The following is a 20,166-nucleotide window of genomic DNA, read 5'->3' as shown; positions in this document are numbered from 1 at the left end:
CCTTATTTAATCAGCCTCTTTAAACCAGTACTAAAGCAATGACTAATTAAAATTACATTTGCTCATTTTGAGCGCCAGAGAGCGGCTTGGCCTTACCGAGCGTAGGCTCCTGGCCTTCTGGGGCAGGTTGATTGACAACGGAATAGGTGCTCTTACCATCAAGAGAAGGACCTTCACCCCAGCGGCCTTTAGGCGCTTCTTTATCGAGAAGCGTGTTCAGGTAATAGTAAGAGTGCTGCATTGCTTCGTGATTTTCAGGCGTTGAATTCGGAATAGGAAGCTGCGACTGCATCCCACCCAACTCTTCGATAACCGCTAACCACTGCTGTTGATGGTAGGTATCACGAGCAATCAAGAAAGATAAAAAGTCTTTCATGCCATGATCATCAGTCCAGTTATACAAGCGTGAAGCAAGCACCCTGCCGCCAGCTTCCGCAGTCGCGTTTGCCAACATATCAGCACCGATGTTCCCGGTAGCATATACATGGCTCATATCAAAAGGCACACCGTTCGAGTTTACCGGCATTGCCGAAAGGCCTGACGATAACAGGTGGCGTGGATTCATACCGCCCAGAATGGCGTTCATGACCGGGTCTTTGGCAGTTTCATCCTGATACGAGACGGGCGCTCCTTCCAGGTTGAGCGCTACTGCGTGACCCAACATTTCAATATGCGATAATTCTTCAGTCGCCGTTGACATTAGCAAATCGCGAATGCGGTCATCGCCTCGTGCACCCATTGCCTGGAAGAAATACTGCATCGCAACGCGAATTTCACCTTCAATACCACCTATGGCTTGCTGAAGCAACATAGCAAACTCAGGATTTGGCTTGTCTACTTTGACGGGGTACTGCAGCTTTCCGGAATGATGAAACATGTTTAATCCTCCTTGTATATTGACCGCCAGGGACTCCTTTCCCTGACAGTTAGCTTAAGGCTAATCCTTAATTTTTTTCATCGCTGTCTATGCGATTGCCATAAGGGCTCCATCCCGTATCGGCAAGCTTATTGCTCGTCCTTGAGCGCTTTCTCACTCATCCTTGTGCGCTTTTTTCACGTCCTTTACCTGGACTGCTAGGAAACACTCGCTTTAACAGACAGCTTACAGCTTATCTTTAAGCAATCTTTTTGCTTCCTGAGCAATATCACTGTATTGACTAGCTACGCGATCAAAAAACTCCTGAGCTTCCTGATCTGAGTTGCTTTCTGCATCGCGAGAAAACTGTGAACACAGACTTGCTCCTTGCGAAGCATGATATAGCGTACTTACCATATCAAAATCTTTATCCTTAATTGGACTATTCATAGCGCTCTCCAGCATTATGAAAAAGCATTAACCAATCAGGTTAGTGACGTAGATAATTAGCTTCAACGATTGCCACCATGGCTATTTTTTCCGCCTTTCTTGCCAGCTTCTGAGGCACGCTCAGGATCGTTAGCGAAGTTGCCACCACTTTCCTGACCACCCTTATGGCCAATATCTTCATAAAATTCTTTGCCATGACTTTGAGAAGTAGCTTGGCCGCCTTTCTTGCCTGCTTCTTCACGTGACATTCCTTGATCGTTACGTTTATCAACCATGATAAAGCTCCTTTAGTGGAACAATTAAAACGTTACGTCCTAATTACTCGCTTTGCTAACCGAGCACTATGCAGAATAGTCAATAGATGGAGTACTTCAAGCCATGTGTGCTTTAAATAAAACTTTTTAACCTTTGTCAAAAATAAAGATAAATTAAATCAAATCTCTGCTTATACTGAACTATCAATAATCTATAAAAATCAAACAAATGCAAAAACAACATAACATGAGTTATTAATCTCAACAGTCAGCCAAGTTACAAATAGTTTTAATTGCCTAACTACTGGACGATACGCCTACCTGATACCTATAGTTTTAGGTTAACTGAAGCAAAAAGAGCTAGCCACCAGCTTGAAGTGGAAAGATTAGCAAGCTGGTTACATAGGTTATATAGATGAGTTATTTAATCATCATATGTAAAAGTTTAATACTTTGCACGAATAGGCAGGTAGTCAGGATGTCTATATTACGCTGACTACCGGCACAGGAAGCACCCACATTCTGCTCCTCATTACCTCGGAGGAGCAGAAACCACCTGATAGGGCACGATGGAATGAAGTTATGACATCAAGGATAGCGCAACAGGTTAAAGGCTTCATCATATTGCTGGGTCGCCTCGGCATAGGAGGCATTAATGGGCTGTAATCGTGAACCACCGATGGCGAGCAGGGAGTGTACGCTCTCATTAGTGCGCAGTGGTTACCCTTATATCTCGGCGCAATGTGACCGTTTAGGAACCAACCTTTTTCTCTCTCGGCTTAGGCTTAAAAAGACGCTATTTATGAGGGGTGAAGAGGCCGCTGGGCTTTTTTACAACGACGAGCTTTTCACGCGTGAGAATGCTGCACCCAAACGTTTAAAAAGAACCTTGTTTGGTGAAGGTGGCGTGCAAGGCCTTGAGGGAGAGGCGCATCGACAACACAAGGCACTGTTTCTTTCCTTGATGTCGCAATCACGCATTGATGCGCTAGTGGAACTGGTCGAACATTATTGGCAATTGCGCCTCTCTTATTGGGAGTCGCAAGCATCAATCATCCTGCTTGATGAACTACATCACATTTTATGTCGGGCAGCCTGCGCTTGGTGCGGCATACCCTTGCACAATGTGGATGCGCCAGAGATGACAAGGCGATTGGTGCTTATGATCGAAGGAGGTGCCGCGATTGGCCCTAAGCATTGGGCAAGCCGCCGAGCGCGCCATCAGACTGAAAATGCGCTTATAGACTTGATCAAACAGTACCGGGAAGGTCTTCGTGACATCGATCCATCATTGCCTTTTGCTACCTTTGCCGATTTCCGTGATTCTGAGGGTAAGCCGCTATCAAAACATGTTGTCGCCGTAGAGTTAATTAATGTAATCCGACCCATTGTAGCGGTCGCAAGATATATGGTGTTTGCCGTCATGGCGATGCATGAACACCCCCGCTGCCGTGAGCAGCTTTCGCACAGAGAATCAGGCCATTATCGTCGACACTTCATTCAAGAGGTCAGGCGTTACTACCCTTTTTTCCCGTTTCTAGCCGCTCGCATTAAAAAAGACGTTACATGGAACGGCTATCACTTGAAGCGTGGTTGGCAAGCGATTCTCGATATCTATGGCACTAACCATGACCCTCATCGTTGGGACACACCTGATCAGTTCCGCCCTGAACGTTTCGAGCAAGAAAAAACCGATTTGCATCGTTTTGCAATGATTCCTCAAGGCGGTAGCGACCATGCGACTCAGCATCGATGCCCCGGTGAGTGGATCACATTGGCGCTAATCGATCTGGCAGTTAATAAATTTGCCCAACAGCTTAGCTATAACGTACCACCGCAAGATCTTACAGTTAATCTTAATGTCATACCGGCTCGCCCACGGAGCGGACTTATCCTGTCTGCCACACGCTCTGTCAACCCCTTTAAAGCCAAAGTGGAGGAAAACAGTTAAGCAGCTATTGTTACAAATGATCGTTTTTTAGAAAACACAGGAGAAACGCCATGAGCCATAAAACTGAGGGAAACTTAAAAGATTCCGAGCAAACCCAAAAAGCCAAGCAGGTGATCGACAAGGACACACCCAACGTTGACGGAGACCCTACGCAAAAAGGGTCATCGCATGAGGAACCAACGCCTTTTCGTCCAGACGAAAACGTTGATAATCAAAAGGATGCAAGCTCTCGTTCGGTGCCGAGCCATAATACCTCTGGCAAGGAAGCGCCTATTCAAGGCACCCAACTGACGAAGGAAAAGCAAGCACACAAGGACGATATCAATAAAAAAGCCGACCGGGCCGCCCCCAAAGGAAACGAATAGTTTGAATGACATGCTTCATTGATTGTCATTGACTGAACTTATCATGCAATTCTTACGAGGCAGCGATTATGAAAGAATCATTTAACGATGTTTACGATGACAAACAGCAACTTATAGGACGCTTCACTAAAGATAAGTATTTAGAACGGGGAGCTCTTGAGGCAAGCGACGGGAATACATATAGCATTCCTACCCAAGAGCTCAGACGCCAAGACGATCACTGGGTTTTGTCCAAGCCATTGAGTGAGTTTGTAAAACTCTCCTCTCATCTCAAGCAACAGGAGCATGTGGATGAAATGAGCGATGAAAGCTTTCCTGCTAGCGACCCCCCTGACTTTACACTAGGGAAAAATGAACCTAGCTAACGGATAAAGAGCAGAGTACCTGATGAATCATTGAACAAGGCGTCGTGGAATTTGGTGGCGCTTGATAGCAGGACCGTCATCATTCAGGCGAATCTCCATGAAATCACTTGGTTTTTCACCACGATGCTTTGTGTTATTAAATTCAAGCAGTAGCATGAAAGACCAAGCTGTGTGGTTTATCGCTACCGGCAGAGAATGAGAGGAAAAAGCAAAGATTTGGGTAGAATTCTACGTAAACGAAAAAGGCCACCTGAAAAGGTGGCCTTTTTGAATTCTCTAACGCTTTGCTTTTAACCACTTTTCAGTGGTGCCGACACCAGGAGTCGAACCCGGGACCTACTGATTACAAGTCAGTTGCTCTACCAACTGAGCTATGTCGGCGCTTCACGTTTTCTTGAGAACATGATTGCTTCGCCGTTAGGCTCCGCAATCAACAAGAAATTTTGTTGGCAATGGCTGGGGTACCAGGATTCGAACCTGGGAATGCCGCTACCAAAAAGCGGTGCCTTACCACTTGGCGATACCCCAGCAGTGTGGTGGCCAGAGACGGAATCGAACCGCCGACACGGGGATTTTCAATCCCCTGCTCTACCAACTGAGCTATCTGGCCGCTGCCAACGGTGCGTATTAAACTAAAAACGCCGCTTTCCGTCAACACCTTTGTGAAACTTTCTTGCGATACGGATGCTTAGGGGTGTTTTGTGCTGCACTGATAACAACACCGCTCTATCAAGTAATTACTCATGCTTGTGTAGGCGGTACATACCCTTCGGCTTGGTCGGTTTCCTGGTTGTCCAGGAAGCGCTGCATCTGCTCCATTAGGTACGCACGGGACTCAGGATCAAGCATGTTGAGATGCTTCTCATTGATCAGTCGGGTCTGTAGTGCCTGCCAAGCCTCCCAGGCGGGCTTGGAAACGGTGGCTTGAATCTCCTGCCCCTGCTTGCCCGGCAACGGCGGGAAGGGCAGCGCTTCTAACTCTTTCTGATACTTACGGCAAAAAACGGTATTGCTCATCACATACTCCTGATTCAGCGACTTAATTTAAAATAAATTGCCCCAGAAAACGTTTAGGCGTGGCCCGGAGCGGAATTGAGTGTAAAAGGCGTTAGCTGGCTGAGCAGCGATTTAACGGGGGCTGCCAAACCCAGCGCGGGCGGATGTTCAACGTCGTACCATACGCCACTTTCGCGGACACCAGCCAGCCTATCGCAGGTCACCGGCTGCGGGGTAATTTCCAAGCGAAAATGGCTGAAGGTATGGTAAAAACTGGGTGCCGTGCTCTCGCGAACAGGGGTAACGACATGGGCTTCCAGCCAATCGTTGAGCTCACTGTGTTTCTCAAACTGAGGCAAACTCCATAAACCACCCCATAGCCCGCTTGGGGGGCGCTTTTCCAGCCACACCCGCCCTTCTGGATCGCGCAGCATCAGCATGATCGTTTGTCGCGTGGGCAGCGCTTTTTTGGGTTTGGATTCCGGGTAGCGCTGTGGTTCGCCTTGGGCGTAGGCCAAACAGACATCATTAAATGGGCAGCTCAGGCAGTCCGGTTTGCTGCGTTTACATAACGTAGCGCCAAAATCCATTATCGCCTGGGTGTAATCCGCTAGGCGCTCTGCTGGGGTGTAGTACTCCGCCAGCGACCACAGCTTTCGCTCCACCTCTGGCTTACCCGGCCAGCCGGGCAACGCATGCAAACGAGTGAGCGAGCGCTTTACATTGCCATCCAGGATGGCAGCCCGCTCACCGGTACTTTGCGCAATGATGGCACCTGCGGTAGAACGGCCAATACCGGGCAGTGCCACTAAAGCGTCAACACTGTCGGTTGGCAGTTCGCCGTCATACTCTGCTAACGCAACCTGGGCGGCCTTATGCAAATTGCGCGCACGGGCGTAGTAGCCAAGGCCGGTCCAAAGATGCAGTACTTCATCCTGCGGCGCAGTGGCGAGCGCTTCCAGGGTGGGGAAGCGCGCCATAAAACGCTCGAAATAAGCAATGACAGTGGCGACCTGGGTCTGCTGCAGCATGATTTCTGACACCCACACCCGGTAGGCGCTACGCGGTGATTGCCATGGCAAGTCGTGGCGGCCATAGCGGTCGAACCAGGCCAACAGCCGTTGTTGAAATTCGTCTGCCGCCAGCCGCGGTTTAGGCATATCTGCCATGCACGTTCCTTAAACAGAGATGGGCATCAATGGTCTAATAAAAAAGCGTCGGCGATTAGGCCGACGCAGTTATTTACCGTTTCGAGTAATGCATTTATTCACATCTAGCACTGATGCTCAGTTAAACAGGTTGCGCAAACCATCACGAAGTTCTTGACCAGCACCTTCACCGAGGCGTTCATCCAACTGATCTAACGTATCGCCTAATCGTTCTTCCAGTTCTTCATTAACGCGATTACTGGCTTCGTTGCGCAGCAAGTCGACCACCGCCGTCTGAAACGTTTCACGGTCAAAGCGGCACCACTCGGTGCGCTCATCGCTCAGGTGGCCTTCACAACGCATAGGTAACGGCAGTTGTTCCAGGCGCGGATTAACCTCACAAGCCGCATCGGCGGTGTCGACCAAACGGGCATTAACAAGGGTATCAAAGTTCAAGTTGGTGAGATTGAGTTCGCCTTCACCCTGAACATCAATACCGGGCAAGGTGATCAACAGATCATCACTGGCCACGACACCGTTATTAATGTGGAAGGTGGCATCGAAGCGCTCAAAGCGGGTATCGGTATGCCATTCACGCAGTGTGCCCTCGCCCTCTAATTGTGCCACCAGTTCACACATTTGTTGAGATATGTTGGTGTTTAAAATAGCGCCATCGTTTAGGCGAGCATTAAGCTTGCCATTGAGATTACTGATAAGAGCTTCGCGAGTATTGCCAAGACTAGTAAGGTCGCCGGATAAATTAAAACGGCCCCGCAGTGGTGAGCCCTGCTCTTCGCTGATGGCTTCAATTAGTGGCGCCACCTGAACGTTGTTAATGGTTGGCGAGAGCGCCCAAGCTATCACGGGATCCGTCGCATCGATTTGGCCGGAGGCGCTAAGCTCACCCTCGTAGAAGCCTGACTCAAACGCCGTTAGCCGATGAACGCCGTCGTCGCCACGCAGTTGCAAGCGCGGGTTATTGAAGGTCAGGCCCGAAAAAATAAGCGTATCCACACTCAGGTCGCCCTCTAGCGCCAGCCCACTGAGTAATGATTGCGGCACTAATGTGTTGTTTTCCTGAGCAAAGGCTTTACGCAGTAAACCGCGACTCGCCTGTTTGGCGGTGGCCTCACCGGGTAGATAGCGATCAAGGTCTAGCTGATCACCTGCCAAATCGAAGTCTAAACGCGAGCCGTCCAACGCAGCCGTTAGTTCACCTGTAAAGGTGCTGTCGTCGACTACCAGTGAGAGGCTGGTCAAGGAAAGCTGCTCAGCATTCCCTTCGATAGGGCTGGTCATGGCCACATCACTGAGTGCAGCTTCGCCTGCCGTAGTGAGCGTAACGCCAGCGCGGGCAAGCCAGGGGCGCAGCGTAAATGGCGCGGCGGTTAACTGGCCACGATAGTGCGGTGCGTCGCGCAACTGTTCAACATTCAGATGCCCATTGACCCTTAAACCATCCGGCCCAGTGAGCTGCATGTCTTTCAACTGAGCAGTTTGTGCCTGCCAGTCACTTTCCAGGCCAAAGGCAAGCGCCAACGCCAGGCTACCTTGCCAATTATCCGAATTGCGCAAACCGGCTTCAAGCACGCCCTCTTCGATAGTGAGCTGCTGTTCGCCCATGCGCGCGACGAGTTCGGCAGTTTTTAAGCTGAGCTGCTGTGGCTCGCTCTCTGCGCCGGAAGTCGTTCGGGTGGTCAATGCCATATTTTCCAGCACAAAAAGCTCATCTTCCAGACCAAGCCGTACGCGAGTTTCAAGATTTATCTCGCTGGTCAGGTCGGGGGTCTGCTCCAATACGTCTGCATCCAGCCGGTTATGCTTGGTCAGCGTGAACATGGCTTTTAGCGGAAACGCGCGCACCGGGTTAACGTTACTGCCCGAGACATTCAGTTGTTGAATGCGCCACAGTGCTTCAGTTTGCGCATCGCGGAAGCGAATATCGGCATTTTTCACCTCGACTCTGGCAATACTCAAAACCACTGCCAGACTACCCGCATCGGCATTGGGACCTGCACTTGCAGGTGCCAGCACCGTTTCAGCGGCGCTTTCATTATGTTCTGAAAGACGCTCTAACAAGGGCTCCCAATTACCCTCGCCTTGGGCATCGCGCTCCAGGTTAAGGCGCATACCATCAAGCGTAAGCCCATCAACGGCAATTTCCCCACGCAATAACGGGCCAAATGCTACGCTAACTTCAGCACGATCAATTGCAGCAAAGGCAGCGCTGTCTTCAGTCTGCTCAGGCAGCCAAGCACGGGCCTGCTCAACGCTGACACCAATCCGAGGATAAAACGACCAGGTAATGGGACCTTCCAGTGCCAAGTTAAGCCCGGTTTGCTCCTCCACGACGGCCGTTAAGCGGGGCTTAAAGTCCTCTGGGTCCAGAAAGGTGGTCACGTAGACCACGGCGGCAACCGCGACGATGGCAAGAATACCGACCGCTGCCAGCAAAATACGTAATAGTTGTTTCATTACCCTTTTCCTTGTGGGTCTAACTCAACAAAATCGCTGGTGACGGGTGCGCCCGCCGCCGGAGCCTCTGGATTGGCCATGGGCCGGTAACCTAGCTTAGAGAGCAGCACGCGGTCGGCCAGTGGCAAAGTGGACGTTTCAATCCGCAGTACGCGGTTTTCCTCTTTGGCTTGCGCGCCAAGCAGCGCCATTAAGCGCGAGCCGACACCACGGCGGCGTGTCGTTTTGCGCACGCAGAGTTCAGACAGCCACCAGGCTCGGTCTTCGCCCTCATGCACAGCGACGGCTCCCAGCAACCGATCATTGAACAGTGCGCAGGCAAAAAAGTGCCGGTCTGCCAGATGTTGCTCAATAAATGGCTCAACTGTTGAGGTGGGCATGCGCTCTTGGGGCGCATCCTCATAGATACGCACTAGATCAAGGCGTACCTGCTCATTGGCTTCCCAACGGGCCTGGTCGACATGGTGCAGTGTCACCGGCATGGTGAAATCCTCTTCGCCAAAGCAGTCTAGCTGCTGTTTTTGCCGCGGTTGATTGCGGCTACATTTCGCGCATTGTAGCGGATGAGGGCGCCGATTCTCTATAATGGTCGCTCACCACAGGTTATGCCCTGATCAAACAATGGTAAATTGATGCAGAGCCACCGATCACTCCTCAGGACTGTTCTTAAAAACTATTCCTAGGGGCTATCCCTCAGAGTGCGCTTCAGCGCAGGAGATGCAACATGTCAGCGCGTATTGCCACGGTTAGCCGTGACACCAACGAAACGCAGATCAAGGTCAGCGTCAATCTCGACGGAGAAGGCCGGCTTAGCTGCCAAACCGGCGTTCCGTTTCTGGATCATATGCTTGATCAAGTTGCCCGCCACGGGATGATCGATCTCGACATCAACGCCACTGGTGATCTACATATTGACGACCACCATACCGTAGAAGACCTGGGTATTACGCTAGGCCAAGCTTTTTTTGAAGCCATTGGCGATAAGCGCGGCATTTACCGTTATGGTCACGCCTATGTTCCTCTTGATGAGGCGCTCTCTCGCGTTGTAATCGACTTTTCCGGTCGGCCAGGCCTGTATATGAATGTTGAGTTCACTCGCGATACCATCGGTAGCATGGACACTCAGTTGTTCTGGGAGTTTTTTCAAGGCTTCGTCAACCACGCTCGTGTAACGCTACATATCGACAATATTAAAGGCTTTAATGCTCACCACCAGGCAGAGACCATTTTTAAAGCTTTTGGTCGTGCACTACGCATGGCTGTGGCGGAAGATCCACGCATGGCGGGCCAAATGCCCTCCACCAAGGGGAGCTTGTGATGCTGCGCTATATGACGGGCTATATGACGGACTATGCCGCTAGCCATATTTTGCCTACCTCCACAAGGAGCGCTTCATGACCATTGCTGTGATCGACTATGGAATGGGCAATCTTCACTCTGTCGCCAAAGCGCTGGAGCATGTAACCCATGAGAACGTCGTCATTACCCGCGACCCGCGCCGCATTCTTGGCGCGACGCGTCTCGTTCTACCCGGCCAAGGGGCCATTCGTGACTGTGTTGGCGAACTCGAGCGTACCGAATTACGCGGACTGGTGGATGATATTTTAACCCGCCAGGCCAAACCGCTGCTGGGTATCTGCGTGGGTCAACAGATGCTGCTGGAGCGCAGCGAAGAGAATGGCGGTGTGGAATGCCTGGGCTTTTTCAAAGGCAGTGTTGACCGCTTTCCTGGTGACATGCGCGACGCCCACGAACAGCGTTTAAAAGTGCCGCACATGGGTTGGAACGTGGTCGAACAGCATCACGATCACCCGCTGTGGGCGGGGATTGATAACCGTGAACACTTCTACTTCGTGCACAGCTATTACGTTAATGCGGATAACGATGCGCACATATTTGGCACCACCCAGTACGGCAAGGTCAGCGCCCACGTGGCTATTGGCCGCGATTCGACTTTTGCGGTTCAGTTCCATCCGGAAAAAAGCTCCCGTGCGGGTCTTCGCCTGCTTGAAAATTTTGTCACCTGGACGCCCTGAGAGGATTTTGTATGTTGGTAATTCCCGCTATTGATCTCAAAGACGGCCAGTGTGTGCGATTGAAGCAGGGTCGTATGGAAGACGCGACTTCCTACGGCGATGATCCGGTGGCCATGGCGGCGCGCTGGGTAGACGCTGGCGCCCGCCGCCTGCACTTGGTGGATTTAAACGGCGCCTTTGAAGGCAAGCCGGTAAATGGTGACGCCGTGACGGCTATCGCTCGCGCCTATCCTAATCTGCCGATTCAAATTGGCGGCGGTATTCGCAGTGCGGAAACGATTGAGCACTACTTAAGCGCCGGTGTCTCTTATGTGATTATCGGCACCAAAGCGGTAAAAGAGCCTGATTTTGTGGGCGAGATGTGCCGCGCTTTTCCCGGCCATGTGATCGTTGGGCTTGATGCCAAAGATGGTTACGTTGCCACCGATGGCTGGGCCGAAGTGTCCACTATCAAAGCCACCGAATTGGCCAAACGCTTCGCCAATGATGGCGTCTCCAGCATCGTGTACACCGATATTGCCCGCGACGGCATGATGCAAGGCGTCAACGTCGAAGCCACCGCAGCACTTGCCCGTGAAGGTGGCTTGCCGGTGATTGCCTCAGGTGGTGTCACCAACCTGGACGATATCAAAGCACTTTGTGAGGTTGCTGACAGCGGCATTTTGGGCGCTATCACCGGCCGGGCAATTTACGAAGGCAGCCTGGATGTGGCCGAAGCGCAACGACTAAGCGACCAACTGACGGGAGGCGGTTCATGAGCCTTACCAAACGCATTATTCCCTGCCTGGATGTAGACGCCGGGCGCGTGGTTAAAGGCGTTAATTTCGTCGGCATTCGCGATGCCGGTGACCCGGTGGAGATTGCCCAGCGTTATAACCAGCAGGGCGCCGATGAGATCACTTTTCTCGATATTACCGCCAGCCACGAAGACCGCGACACCACCGTGGAAATGGTCGAACGTATCGCTGGCGAAGTGTTTATTCCGCTAACCGTCGGCGGCGGCATACGCACCTGCGATGATATTCGCACCATGCTTAACGCCGGGGCAGACAAAGTCTCAATCAACACCGCCGCGGTCACCAACCCAGAGTTTGTGCGCGAAGCTGCCGAGCGTTTCGGCAGTCAGTGTATTGTGGTGGCCATTGACGCCAAACGGGTTTCTGAAGAGGGCGAAACGCCCCGCTGGGAGATTTTTACCCACGGCGGCCGCCGCCCAACGGGACTGGATGCCGTTGAGTGGGCAAAGAAGATGGTCGAATTCGGCGCGGGAGAACTACTGCTCACCAGTATGGATCGTGACGGCACCAAGATCGGTTTTGATCTTGGCGTGACACATGCGATTTCCGAAGCGGTGAGCGTACCGGTGATTGCTTCAGGCGGTGTGGGCAACCTGGATCACTTAGTGGATGGTGTACTCAAAGGTGGCGCCGATGCGGTGCTGGCCGCCAGCATTTTCCACTTTGGCGAATACACCATTCCTGAAGCTAAACGTTACATGGCCGAACGCGGCATCGAAATGCGTCTTTAATATGCCTCAGCGCCCCTCACACCCTCACTCGGGACGCGTACCTTTATGGTTGAGTTGGCTAGCAGGCGTGCTATTAAGTACGCCTGCTGCTGCATACTCACTACCCGACTGGCCGCCCGTGCTGGAGTGGAACCATACGCTGGTGCAAACCAGCCTGTATACTCGTCATTTCAGCCCTGACCCCGAACATATAAATCAGCAAGACCTGATTAGCATTGAGCTGCACAACCCTCAGCGCTGGCTAGCCGGCACGGCCTGGTTCAAAAATTCGTTTGATCAACCGACATGGTATTTTTATGCAGGTCGCGACTTTCCGCTTTGGCAACCTCGACCAGACGTAACCGTGCGCGCCAAGCTAACCGCTGGGCTCTTACGCGGCTATAAAGATGAGTATCGCGATAAAATCCCGCTCAACCATTTTGAGATTGCCCCCGCCCTTTTACCCAGTATTGGCGTACGGTGGAGGCGAATTGAGTCTGATCTGATTGTGTTTGGAACCGCGGGCATGATGATTACCGCAGGCGTTCGCCTTTAACCGTTACTCCGCCGTCTCGTCCAGCGTTAATCCCAGGTTACTGATCCCGCCATTACGCCCTAATTGGCGTATATCTTTCAATGCCGCTTTATCAAGCGGTTCTTTCACGGCTTCCAGCACCGCATCCTGGAAGTCGTTTTCGTCTTCCATCAGGGGGTGATCGCGAATAATGAGCGCCAGTGCTTGGGCATCCTCTTCGCCTTCAGTGAGCTCTATAAAGGCGCGTACGCCCGCACGGGAGGTGCGGCTAACATCCAGCACCGCCTCTGGCGACTCGCCTTGCAAGGTATCCAATAGCGCCGAGATCGACACCACCGTATCCAATGCTCGCCGGGCACCAAAACTATCGTCTTCTTCCGGCGGCTCGCACTCGGCTAGTTTTTCCGCTTGTCGGGCAAAATCAATACTGGCATTTGGCACATTAAGCCGTTCCCACACTAAACTCAGCACGGTACGTAGCGTATGGCTATCACCGTGGCCTGTGGTTTGCTCATAAAGCACATAGTTAGGCAGCAAACGCTCGCACAGCGCCGCCATAAAAGCTTGTTGGGCCGGTAAAGAGAGCTGTTGTAATCGTTGATAAAAGCCCAGAGGGTTGGACACCATAGTGATTTCCTGGATCGCTTGACGTGGGATATTGGTGAAAGCTAGCGGGTACGTTATTGTCTCTCTACGCTTGGGGCGACCCCCCAGCGCTTTGATGATTGTACGGCCGGCGAGGAGATTACCATGCATATTCATCTGCTACAGCACGGCCCTGACCATGGCCCCGCCCGTTTAACCGATTGGCTCACCAGTATGGGCCATAGTTACACCGTTTTTCACCTCTATGCTGGCGAGTTAACACCACGCCCAAGCGAGTCTGATGCGCTGATTATACTTGATGGCCCTGAGGAACTACTCAGCCAACCACCGGCATGGTTTAAAGCCGAAGATAAACTTATCAACCGCTATTTGGATGGCCAAAAACCGCTGCTGGGTATTGGCGTGGGTGCTCACTGGGTGGCCCAAGCGCTAGGCTCAGTGGTAGCGCCTGGCACTTACCCTGAAACAGGCTGGCATACGGTGAACCTAGCGCCGGAAAGCTCGCTGGATCTACCCGAAACATTTTCCGCTTTTATGTGGCATCGCTACGTCTTCAGCCTACCCGACGATGCTTTTCCCTTAGGTGGTAGCGAAGCATCACCGCTGCAAGGCTTTACCTGGGATAGAGATCGCGTCATTGGTCTGCTGTGCCACTTAGAAGCTACCGCTGCTAGTGTGAAACAGCTGTTGGACACTGCTGAGTGGCCCAGTGCTTCGCCTGCCGCCAACCGTTATATTCAGGATGCGACCCAAATACTAGAAGACCCCAACCGCTTTACTCGCCTCGCACCGCAGCTCGATAGACTAATGAGCCAATGGCTAAAAGCGGCGTAACAGCAGAAAGCTCTAAGGCCGTCAGCGATTCCACTGCCTGGCGGCCGCCAGGCAACTTTCCCAATCGCCTACATGAATTTCCGGTGGTGCCGTATCGCGTTGTTTCTTTAAATGGTAACGGTAGAGTGGGTCGTAATACTCAGTCAGTAGTGGTGCGAGCCAAGCCTCATGCGCCTGCGGGTTGCCATGAGCATGTTCGTTGAATGCCAGCGCCTGTAGCCGCTGCAAGCGCTGTAGCCGTGCGTTACCCAGACGTTTTCCCAAACGAGTAAGGGCATTGCTTAACTGTGTCTGCATTAACTGCCAGCCTTGATAAGCGCCAAAACGAACGGCATAGGCTTGTTCAAGGTCGATAATGTAATCCTGTTGGATTTGAGCAAGACGCCAATCCAGCGGCATTTCAATACGCACCCGAGGGGCTCGCTGCAGCGCCCGCCAGAAATCGAGTGGAATATTGGCGTTGCCAATCTGGCGGGATTCATCTTCGATGACCAGCCCTTCCCTCAGCCCGATTAGCCGCTTGGCCAACGCATGCTCAAAATCGATTTGGGTGGCGGGCTCTTCGGGCCTGCGGCCGAAGGCAGAGCCTTTATGGTGTGCGTAGGCTTCAAGGTCGACGCCATTATGGAGCTGATTGATCAGTGTCGTTTTTGCACATCCGGTTAGCCCCGCCACCACCAGCATCGGCTGAAGCGCCGCCTGATCGATGCGTTCGCATAACGCTTGACGCATGGCCTTCCAACCGCCCGCTAGGCGCGGCCTGGATATGCCGGCTTCCTCCAACCACTGCTGGGCTATTTGCGAGCGTAACCCGCCACGAAAGCAGTAAATCACGGCACCAGGATACTCGGCTAAGTATGCCTTCCACGCTGCGATTCTGGCCTGTTTGAGCGCGCCACTGACCAGCCGCTCACCCAGTTCAATCGCGGCGGCTTGCCCCTGCTGTTTATACGCGATGCCGACTTGGTGCCGCTCTTCATCAACCATTAACGGTAGATTGACAGCACCCGGTAACGCGCCTTGAGCAAACTCGACCGGGGCGCGCACATCAATCAACGGGCACTCTTCATTGATTAAACTCAATGCCGCCGGCGTAGTGGCTGACATCGTGGCTAGCGTCACCCGACCACCTCGATGGTGGCTTTACCTTGGCTCGCCTTCATAACACCAAACGACTGTAGTGTCAGTCCGTATTCGCGACCAATGCGCTCAACATCATCTTCCCAGGCAGGATCAACGCTGAGCAGTAAACCGCCAGAGGTCTGTGGGTCGCACAGCCACTGCCAATGGACTTCGTCCATGGCCGGCAAGCTCTCACCTAAAGCATCACGATTACGCAGCGTACCACCCGGCACAGCCCCCTGGCGGCGGTAAGCCTCTGCCTCGGCTAAACGCGGTAGCTTGCGGAAATCAATTTGGGCCATCACGTTACTGGCTTGACACATCTCCGAAAGATGGCCAGCCAAACCAAAACCAGTCACATCGGTCATGGCGTTCACCCCTTGAACTTCGGCAAGCTTCACGCCAATGCTATTCGGCTTCAGCATGGTTTCTCGGGCAAGTCCATGGTGGCCTGCTTCTAGCAATCCACGTTTTTCTGCCGTAGTGAGCATACCGACACCTAGCGGCTTCGTTAAAAACAGCAGATCGCCCGGCTTCGCGGTGCTATTAAGCTTAAGCTTGTTGAGATCGACCAAGCCATTAACGGCCAGCCCGAAAATAGGCTCAGGAGCATCGATGGAATGACCACCGGCTAGAGCAACCCCTAACTCACGACATACCGCCTGGGCGCCGGCCATCACATCACCGGCGACTTCAGCGCTGAGCTTATCCAGCGGCCAGCCTAAAATACCCAATGCCATCACCGGCGTGCCGCCCATCGCGTAAACGTCGCTGATAGCATTGGTGGCTGCGATGCGTCCAAAATCGAAGGGATCATCCACAATCGGCATAAAAAAGTCGGTGGTGGCGACCATGCCACGCCCATCGCCTAAATCATAAACCGCAGCGTCTTCGCGACCCTGGTTACCAACAATAAGCTGCTTATGCCCCTTCGCTGGCCCAGCCTTGGCAAGAATGCTGTCCAGAACATCAGGGGCGATTTTGCAGCCGCAACCGGCACCGTGGCTATATTGGGTCAAGCGAATCGAACTCATCGTGTCTCTCCTTGGCACTTTGGGTAATAGCATCAGTTTAAACCAGTCTGGCGTACTCTTCAGTCTACGGACGTCTAGAGAGCTTCTAGCGCATCGCTAAGTTTGTCCACAGCGATCACTTCCATACCCTTAGGCGCCTGTTTGGGCGCATTAGCGCGCGGTACGATGGCGCGCAGAAAACCATGCTTAGCAGCTTCGGCAATGCGTTCTTGGCCACTGGGTACTGGGCGTATTTCTCCCGACAACCCAACTTCACCAAATACCACTAATTCTTTGGGTAGTGCACGGTTTTGCAGGCTTGAAACGACCGCCAGCAGCACAGCCAAATCGGCGCTGGTTTCAAGCACTTTGACACCGCCGACGACGTTTAAGAAGACGTCCTGGTCACCAGTGAACAGCCCCCCATGGCGATTAAGCACCGCAAGCAGCATGGCCAGTCGGTTTTGATCGACACCGACTGCGACACGGCGGGGATTGCCCAGTGCAGACTCATCTACCAGTGCCTGCACCTCGACCAAAATAGGTCGCGTACCTTCCCAGACAACCATCACTAAACTTCCAGGAGCCTGCTCCTCTTGGCGGGAAAGAAAGATAGCGCTGGGGTTTTTAACCTCTTTAAGCCCTTGCTCAAGCATCGCAAAGACGCCTAACTCATTGACGGCGCCAAAGCGGTTTTTCTGCCCTCGCAGTGTGCGAAAGCGTGAGTCCGCGCCGCCCTCTAATAACAGCGAGGCATCAATCATATGCTCAAGCACTTTAGGACCTGCCAGTGTGCCATCTTTAGTGACGTGGCCCACCAATAGCAAAACGGTGTTGGTCTTTTTGGCAAAGCGCGTTAGCGCCGCGGCTGACTCGCGCACCTGGGCAACACCACCCGGCGCCGAACTTATGTCTTCCAAATGCATGGTTTGGATTGAGTCGATCACCAGGATCTCTGGCTTTTCTCGCTCTGACACTGCCAGGATGGTTTCTACGCTGGTCTCGGCCAACATTTTCAAACCATTGGTAGGCAGTTGTAACCGGTGGGCACGCATCGCAACCTGGGAGAGTGATTCTTCGCCCGTTACATATAGAATTCGCCGCTGCTGGGCCAATTTACAGGCCGTTTGAAGTAGCAGGGTCGATTTTCCCGCCCCAGGATTGCCCCCTAGCAGCACCGCCGAGCCGGGTACGAGCCCACCACCTAAGACGCGGTCGAACTCCGCAAACGTAGAACTCATACGAGGTACTTCGCTGAGATCAACATTACCGAGATCAATGACTTCCCGCGAGAGGTCACCCGCATAGCCAGATCGACCAGGGGCTGCTCCGCTACCGGGACGAGCACTCGCTAAATGCACCTCGCTGAGGGTATTCCACTCTTGGCAACTGCTGCACTGTCCCTGCCATTTTCGGTATTCGGCGCCACATTCAGTACATACAAAGGCGCTTTTGGCTTTGGCCACTGCCATTACACTCCTGTTGCTATCGCTAAGTGGCAACGTTCGAAGGTTGTCGCTAGCGCTTAATATCATTTATCGCTTTTCACTGACGCGAGTTTGGCGCTCATTAGCCACAGTAAACACAAAAGGCGGCCAGTGGCCGCCTTTTATGCTGCTTACTAATGCGTTATTGGCGCGTTAGCTGCAGCATTTCACCATTTTCAAAACGGCGACGCTCTGGGTCAATCAATTCCAGCGTTCTCTCATCAATACGCATGAAGTAATAGATTTGACCATCGCCATCCGGCGTCAACTCATAGACGGTGGCGTCTGGGTCAGACGGCGTACCGGTCAGCACTTCCCAGTTACCCGCGTAGTTCTCATCCGGCGGTGTTTGGGGGTGGTTACGGTAGCTGGCGTTCAGCGTGAAGGTGCGCTCCTCGGCTGCACTCGTATCTTCACCCACCATTGTGACATCCAGATCGATACCATCGCAGTTACGGCAAGGTAGAGAGCCCTGATAATTAGCCTGCGCTGTAGCCGCTTCTTCCTGTTGCTGTTCCATAGGGCTGCTCGCACAACCAGCTAGCAGTGCCAACATAGCCGAACCGGCTAGCAAACTCTTAAACTGCATAGAGTGTCTCCTTCATATCGTGTTGGACATCACATTTATTTACGCACACTTGTGACAGCATAACCGCTACAAGGTGCAACGCACACCCCTAGCGATGCGAATGCTTGCGCTTAATTAGTCTTCAAGCGACCATAGCGTACATTGCTAAGATAATCAGGTTACCACCATGAGCCAATACTGGAGCCCGGCCGTTCGCGAACTTACGCCTTACGTGCCCGGCGAGCAAACACGCGAGCGTGTTATCAAGCTCAATACCAATGAAAACCCTTACCCCCCTGCACCGGGCGTCGGTGAGGTACTGCGCAATTACGCTACTGATCATCTACGCCTTTACCCGGACCCAACTTCCGCAGCACTGCGAGATGCGTTGGCGGAGACCCTTCAGGTAACGAGTAGCCAAGTATTTGTTGGTAATGGGTCCGATGAGGTTCTCGCGTTTGCTTTTCAGGCCTTTTTTTGCCACCAAGCACCGCTTGATGTACCTGCTATTACTTACAGTTTTTACCCGGTTTACGCCAATCTCTACGGCGTAGCGCTGCGCAAGCACCCGCTCACTGCCAACTGGGAGGTCGATATTGATGCTCTTGCAGCGAGTCCTGAACGCAGCGGGGTTATTTTCGCTAACCCCAATGCGCCTACCGGTCATGCACATTCGCTTATGACGATTGAGGCGCTACTTAAGCGGGTTACAGATCGCGTGGTTCTGGTGGACGAAGCGTACGTGGACTTTGGCGCTGAGAGCGCCGTAACGCTCATTGACCGTTACCCCAACCTGCTAGTCACCGGGACATTTTCCAAGTCACGCAGTTTGGCAGGCTTACGCTTAGGCTACGCGGTGGGCTCTGAAGAACTCATTGATGGCCTGCTGCGGGTGAAAGACTCGTTTAACTCCTACCCAGTCGATAGTTTAGCAAGCTTGGTGGGTATCGCTGCACTCAAAGATGTCGAGCATTTTGAAGCCTGTCGCGAACGTGTAATTACTACCCGCGAACGTACCCGTCAGCGTCTTGAGACGCTGGGCTTTGAGGTACTCCCTTCTAAAGCGAATTTTTTGCTAGCCCAGCACCCCAATTATGAAGGCGCACAACTCTTTGCTGGCCTACGCGAGCGGGGCATTCTGATACGTCATTTTAATACCGCTGAGCTTAACAACTTCTTGCGCATCACTATCGGTACCGATGATGAAATGGATAGCTTGATTGAAGCGCTAGAGACGATCTGCGGATAGCCTGCTTATCTCTACTTCCTCTTTGGGCGGTGTAAGCTGCCCTTTTGCCGGCTGTTTTTCTTCCGCCCAGCAAAAAGCCCCGAACACTGAGTGCTCGGGGCTTTTTACGGTATAGGTGCCTGACGATGTCCAGGGCGGCTCTCCGCTACTCTACTTGGAAGACCCCTTGTTTTTCTTTCGTGCAAATAAAATACCCCAGCTTCTTTCGAAGCTGGGGTACGGTATAAGTGCCTGACGATGACCTACTCTCGCATGGGGAGACCCCACACTACCATCGGCGCTAAGCGGTTTCACTGCTGAGTTCGGCAAGGGATCAGGTGGTTCACGCTCGCTATGGTCGTCAGGCGTA

The 20,166-nt window shown here is 52.6% G+C and carries 22 protein-coding genes, 3 tRNA genes and 1 rRNA gene; 10 read left to right on the top strand and 16 right to left on the bottom strand.

Going from position 1 to position 20,166, the window contains the following annotated elements; all coding sequences use genetic code 11:
• Positions 1-52 precede the first annotated feature (52 nt).
• From ACUVOF_RS04690 to ACUVOF_RS04680, 3 genes are all read right to left on the bottom strand, one after another.
• A complete protein-coding gene (locus ACUVOF_RS04690; RefSeq protein ID WP_113268932.1) occupies positions 53-877 on the bottom strand; it encodes a manganese catalase family protein in 825 nt (274 codons plus the stop codon).
• Between the two features lie 225 nt (positions 878-1,102).
• The gene (locus ACUVOF_RS04685) at positions 1,103-1,306 is read right to left on the bottom strand and encodes a hypothetical protein (protein ID WP_113268931.1); all 204 of its coding nucleotides are present in this window, start codon (positions 1,304-1,306) and stop codon (positions 1,103-1,105) included.
• Between the two features lie 62 nt (positions 1,307-1,368).
• Positions 1,369-1,581 (bottom strand): con-10 family general stress protein, encoded by a 213-nt coding sequence (locus ACUVOF_RS04680; protein WP_113268930.1) that lies wholly within the window; start codon positions 1,579-1,581, stop codon positions 1,369-1,371.
• A 634-nt stretch (positions 1,582-2,215) separates the two neighbouring features.
• Here ACUVOF_RS04680 and ACUVOF_RS04675 point away from each other — a divergent pair.
• The 3 genes from ACUVOF_RS04675 (at position 2,216) to ACUVOF_RS04665 (ending at position 4,241) form a co-directional block, all read left to right on the top strand.
• The gene (locus ACUVOF_RS04675) at positions 2,216-3,511 is read left to right on the top strand and encodes a cytochrome P450 (RefSeq protein ID WP_447043254.1); all 1,296 of its coding nucleotides are present in this window, start codon (positions 2,216-2,218) and stop codon (positions 3,509-3,511) included.
• A gap of 50 nt (positions 3,512-3,561) precedes the next feature.
• On the top strand, positions 3,562-3,876 hold the full coding sequence (locus tag ACUVOF_RS04670) for a hypothetical protein (protein WP_447043253.1): 315 nt from the start codon (positions 3,562-3,564) through the stop codon (positions 3,874-3,876).
• A 68-nt stretch (positions 3,877-3,944) separates the two neighbouring features.
• Positions 3,945-4,241, top strand: a complete 297-nt coding sequence (locus tag ACUVOF_RS04665; protein ID WP_447043252.1) for a hypothetical protein — start codon at positions 3,945-3,947, stop codon at positions 4,239-4,241.
• Between the two features lie 305 nt (positions 4,242-4,546).
• On the opposite strand, the gene ACUVOF_RS04660 is transcribed toward ACUVOF_RS04665, so the two are convergent.
• The 7 genes from ACUVOF_RS04660 to ACUVOF_RS04630 form a co-directional block, all read right to left on the bottom strand.
• Positions 4,547-4,622: transfer RNA gene (locus ACUVOF_RS04660), tRNA-Thr, on the bottom strand.
• A gap of 72 nt (positions 4,623-4,694) precedes the next feature.
• Positions 4,695-4,769, bottom strand: a tRNA-Gln gene (locus tag ACUVOF_RS04655).
• Positions 4,770-4,775: 6 nt separating this feature from the next.
• Positions 4,776-4,851, bottom strand: a tRNA-Phe gene (locus ACUVOF_RS04650).
• A 131-nt stretch (positions 4,852-4,982) separates the two neighbouring features.
• Positions 4,983-5,258, bottom strand: a complete 276-nt coding sequence (locus ACUVOF_RS04645; RefSeq protein WP_035585612.1) for an oxidative damage protection protein — start codon at positions 5,256-5,258, stop codon at positions 4,983-4,985.
• A 53-nt stretch (positions 5,259-5,311) separates the two neighbouring features.
• On the bottom strand, positions 5,312-6,406 hold the full coding sequence (mutY, locus tag ACUVOF_RS04640) for an A/G-specific adenine glycosylase (protein WP_447043251.1): 1,095 nt from the start codon (positions 6,404-6,406) through the stop codon (positions 5,312-5,314).
• 117 nt (positions 6,407-6,523) lie between these two features.
• Positions 6,524-8,860 carry an AsmA family protein gene (locus tag ACUVOF_RS04635; protein WP_447043250.1) on the bottom strand — a complete coding sequence of 779 codons (2,337 nt, stop codon included), beginning with the start codon at positions 8,858-8,860 and terminating at the stop codon, positions 6,524-6,526.
• Positions 8,860-9,342 carry an acetyl-CoA sensor PanZ family protein gene (locus ACUVOF_RS04630; RefSeq protein ID WP_447043249.1) on the bottom strand — a complete coding sequence of 161 codons (483 nt, stop codon included), beginning with the start codon at positions 9,340-9,342 and terminating at the stop codon, positions 8,860-8,862. The genes ACUVOF_RS04635 and ACUVOF_RS04630 overlap by 1 nt, the downstream gene beginning before the upstream one ends.
• Positions 9,343-9,584: 242 nt before the next feature.
• Here ACUVOF_RS04630 and hisB point away from each other — a divergent pair, with 242 nt between their 5' ends.
• The 5 genes from hisB (at position 9,585) to ACUVOF_RS04605 (ending at position 12,959) form a co-directional block, all read left to right on the top strand.
• Positions 9,585-10,178: an imidazoleglycerol-phosphate dehydratase HisB gene (gene hisB / locus ACUVOF_RS04625; protein ID WP_447043248.1), complete on the top strand. Its 594-nt coding sequence runs from the start codon at positions 9,585-9,587 to the stop codon at positions 10,176-10,178.
• A gap of 76 nt (positions 10,179-10,254) precedes the next feature.
• The gene (hisH, locus tag ACUVOF_RS04620) at positions 10,255-10,896 is read left to right on the top strand and encodes an imidazole glycerol phosphate synthase subunit HisH (RefSeq protein WP_447043247.1); all 642 of its coding nucleotides are present in this window, start codon (positions 10,255-10,257) and stop codon (positions 10,894-10,896) included.
• 11 nt (positions 10,897-10,907) lie between these two features.
• Positions 10,908-11,654: a 1-(5-phosphoribosyl)-5-[(5-phosphoribosylamino)methylideneamino]imidazole-4-carboxamide isomerase gene (gene hisA, locus ACUVOF_RS04615; protein ID WP_447043246.1), complete on the top strand. Its 747-nt coding sequence runs from the start codon at positions 10,908-10,910 to the stop codon at positions 11,652-11,654.
• A complete protein-coding gene (gene hisF / locus ACUVOF_RS04610) occupies positions 11,651-12,424 on the top strand; it encodes an imidazole glycerol phosphate synthase subunit HisF (protein ID WP_447043245.1) in 774 nt (257 codons plus the stop codon). The genes hisA and hisF overlap by 4 nt, the downstream gene beginning before the upstream one ends.
• Position 12,425: 1 nt before the next feature.
• Positions 12,426-12,959 (top strand): hypothetical protein, encoded by a 534-nt coding sequence (locus tag ACUVOF_RS04605; RefSeq protein ID WP_447043244.1) that lies wholly within the window; start codon positions 12,426-12,428, stop codon positions 12,957-12,959.
• A gap of 3 nt (positions 12,960-12,962) precedes the next feature.
• On the opposite strand, the gene ACUVOF_RS04600 is transcribed toward ACUVOF_RS04605, so the two are convergent.
• The gene (locus tag ACUVOF_RS04600; RefSeq protein ID WP_447043243.1) at positions 12,963-13,565 is read right to left on the bottom strand and encodes a YjaG family protein; all 603 of its coding nucleotides are present in this window, start codon (positions 13,563-13,565) and stop codon (positions 12,963-12,965) included.
• 123 nt (positions 13,566-13,688) lie between these two features.
• Here ACUVOF_RS04600 and ACUVOF_RS04595 point away from each other — a divergent pair, with 123 nt between their 5' ends.
• Positions 13,689-14,378: a type 1 glutamine amidotransferase gene (locus ACUVOF_RS04595; protein WP_447043242.1), complete on the top strand. Its 690-nt coding sequence runs from the start codon at positions 13,689-13,691 to the stop codon at positions 14,376-14,378.
• Positions 14,379-14,399: 21 nt separating this feature from the next.
• Here ACUVOF_RS04595 and mnmH read toward each other — a convergent pair whose 3' ends face one another.
• The 4 genes from mnmH to ACUVOF_RS04575 all read right to left on the bottom strand — a co-directional run bounded on the left by mnmH (position 14,400) and on the right by ACUVOF_RS04575 (position 18,589).
• Positions 14,400-15,485 (bottom strand): tRNA 2-selenouridine(34) synthase MnmH, encoded by a 1,086-nt coding sequence (gene mnmH / locus ACUVOF_RS04590; RefSeq protein WP_447043781.1) that lies wholly within the window; start codon positions 15,483-15,485, stop codon positions 14,400-14,402.
• 11 nt (positions 15,486-15,496) lie between these two features.
• Positions 15,497-16,534 (bottom strand): selenide, water dikinase SelD, encoded by a 1,038-nt coding sequence (selD, locus tag ACUVOF_RS04585; protein ID WP_447043241.1) that lies wholly within the window; start codon positions 16,532-16,534, stop codon positions 15,497-15,499.
• Positions 16,535-16,608: 74 nt separating this feature from the next.
• Positions 16,609-17,979 carry a DNA repair protein RadA gene (gene radA / locus ACUVOF_RS04580; protein WP_447043780.1) on the bottom strand — a complete coding sequence of 457 codons (1,371 nt, stop codon included), beginning with the start codon at positions 17,977-17,979 and terminating at the stop codon, positions 16,609-16,611.
• 163 nt (positions 17,980-18,142) lie between these two features.
• The gene (locus tag ACUVOF_RS04575) at positions 18,143-18,589 is read right to left on the bottom strand and encodes a copper resistance protein NlpE N-terminal domain-containing protein (RefSeq protein ID WP_447043240.1); all 447 of its coding nucleotides are present in this window, start codon (positions 18,587-18,589) and stop codon (positions 18,143-18,145) included.
• Between the two features lie 166 nt (positions 18,590-18,755).
• Between ACUVOF_RS04575 and hisC the strand changes: the two genes are divergently transcribed.
• On the top strand, positions 18,756-19,817 hold the full coding sequence (hisC, locus tag ACUVOF_RS04570; protein WP_447043239.1) for a histidinol-phosphate transaminase: 1,062 nt from the start codon (positions 18,756-18,758) through the stop codon (positions 19,815-19,817).
• 229 nt (positions 19,818-20,046) lie between these two features.
• Here the strand turns inward: hisC and rrf are convergent.
• Positions 20,047-20,162, bottom strand: a 5S ribosomal RNA gene (rrf, locus tag ACUVOF_RS04565).
• Positions 20,163-20,166: the final 4 nt, after the last annotated feature.

Source organism: Vreelandella sp. H-I2 (genome assembly GCF_052959335.1).
The sequence above is the reverse complement of the archived record's forward strand: the minus strand, read 5'-3'. Positions and strand labels throughout refer to the sequence as shown.

Excerpts from the sequence above, each read along its gene's own strand:
- ACUVOF_RS04690 (WP_113268932.1), bottom strand. The coding sequence starts at position 877 with ATGTTTCATCATTCCGGAAAGCTGCAGTACCCCGTCAAAGTAGACAAG.
- ACUVOF_RS04685 (WP_113268931.1), bottom strand. The coding sequence starts at position 1,306 with ATGAATAGTCCAATTAAGGATAAAGATTTTGATATGGTAAGTACGCTA.
- ACUVOF_RS04680 (WP_113268930.1), bottom strand. The coding sequence starts at position 1,581 with ATGGTTGATAAACGTAACGATCAAGGAATGTCACGTGAAGAAGCAGGC.
- ACUVOF_RS04675 (WP_447043254.1), top strand. The coding sequence starts at position 2,216 with ATGGGCTGTAATCGTGAACCACCGATGGCGAGCAGGGAGTGTACGCTC.
- ACUVOF_RS04670 (WP_447043253.1), top strand. The coding sequence starts at position 3,562 with ATGAGCCATAAAACTGAGGGAAACTTAAAAGATTCCGAGCAAACCCAA.
- ACUVOF_RS04665 (WP_447043252.1), top strand. The coding sequence starts at position 3,945 with ATGAAAGAATCATTTAACGATGTTTACGATGACAAACAGCAACTTATA.
- ACUVOF_RS04645 (WP_035585612.1), bottom strand. The coding sequence starts at position 5,258 with ATGAGCAATACCGTTTTTTGCCGTAAGTATCAGAAAGAGTTAGAAGCG.
- mutY (WP_447043251.1), bottom strand. The coding sequence starts at position 6,406 with ATGGCAGATATGCCTAAACCGCGGCTGGCGGCAGACGAATTTCAACAA.
- ACUVOF_RS04635 (WP_447043250.1), bottom strand. The coding sequence starts at position 8,860 with ATGAAACAACTATTACGTATTTTGCTGGCAGCGGTCGGTATTCTTGCC.
- ACUVOF_RS04630 (WP_447043249.1), bottom strand. The coding sequence starts at position 9,342 with ATGCCGGTGACACTGCACCATGTCGACCAGGCCCGTTGGGAAGCCAAT.
- hisB (WP_447043248.1), top strand. The coding sequence starts at position 9,585 with ATGTCAGCGCGTATTGCCACGGTTAGCCGTGACACCAACGAAACGCAG.
- hisH (WP_447043247.1), top strand. The coding sequence starts at position 10,255 with ATGACCATTGCTGTGATCGACTATGGAATGGGCAATCTTCACTCTGTC.
- hisA (WP_447043246.1), top strand. The coding sequence starts at position 10,908 with ATGTTGGTAATTCCCGCTATTGATCTCAAAGACGGCCAGTGTGTGCGA.
- hisF (WP_447043245.1), top strand. The coding sequence starts at position 11,651 with ATGAGCCTTACCAAACGCATTATTCCCTGCCTGGATGTAGACGCCGGG.
- ACUVOF_RS04605 (WP_447043244.1), top strand. The coding sequence starts at position 12,426 with ATGCCTCAGCGCCCCTCACACCCTCACTCGGGACGCGTACCTTTATGG.
- ACUVOF_RS04600 (WP_447043243.1), bottom strand. The coding sequence starts at position 13,565 with ATGGTGTCCAACCCTCTGGGCTTTTATCAACGATTACAACAGCTCTCT.
- ACUVOF_RS04595 (WP_447043242.1), top strand. The coding sequence starts at position 13,689 with ATGCATATTCATCTGCTACAGCACGGCCCTGACCATGGCCCCGCCCGT.
- mnmH (WP_447043781.1), bottom strand. The coding sequence starts at position 15,485 with ATGTCAGCCACTACGCCGGCGGCATTGAGTTTAATCAATGAAGAGTGC.
- selD (WP_447043241.1), bottom strand. The coding sequence starts at position 16,534 with ATGAGTTCGATTCGCTTGACCCAATATAGCCACGGTGCCGGTTGCGGC.
- ACUVOF_RS04575 (WP_447043240.1), bottom strand. The coding sequence starts at position 18,589 with ATGCAGTTTAAGAGTTTGCTAGCCGGTTCGGCTATGTTGGCACTGCTA.
- hisC (WP_447043239.1), top strand. The coding sequence starts at position 18,756 with ATGAGCCAATACTGGAGCCCGGCCGTTCGCGAACTTACGCCTTACGTG.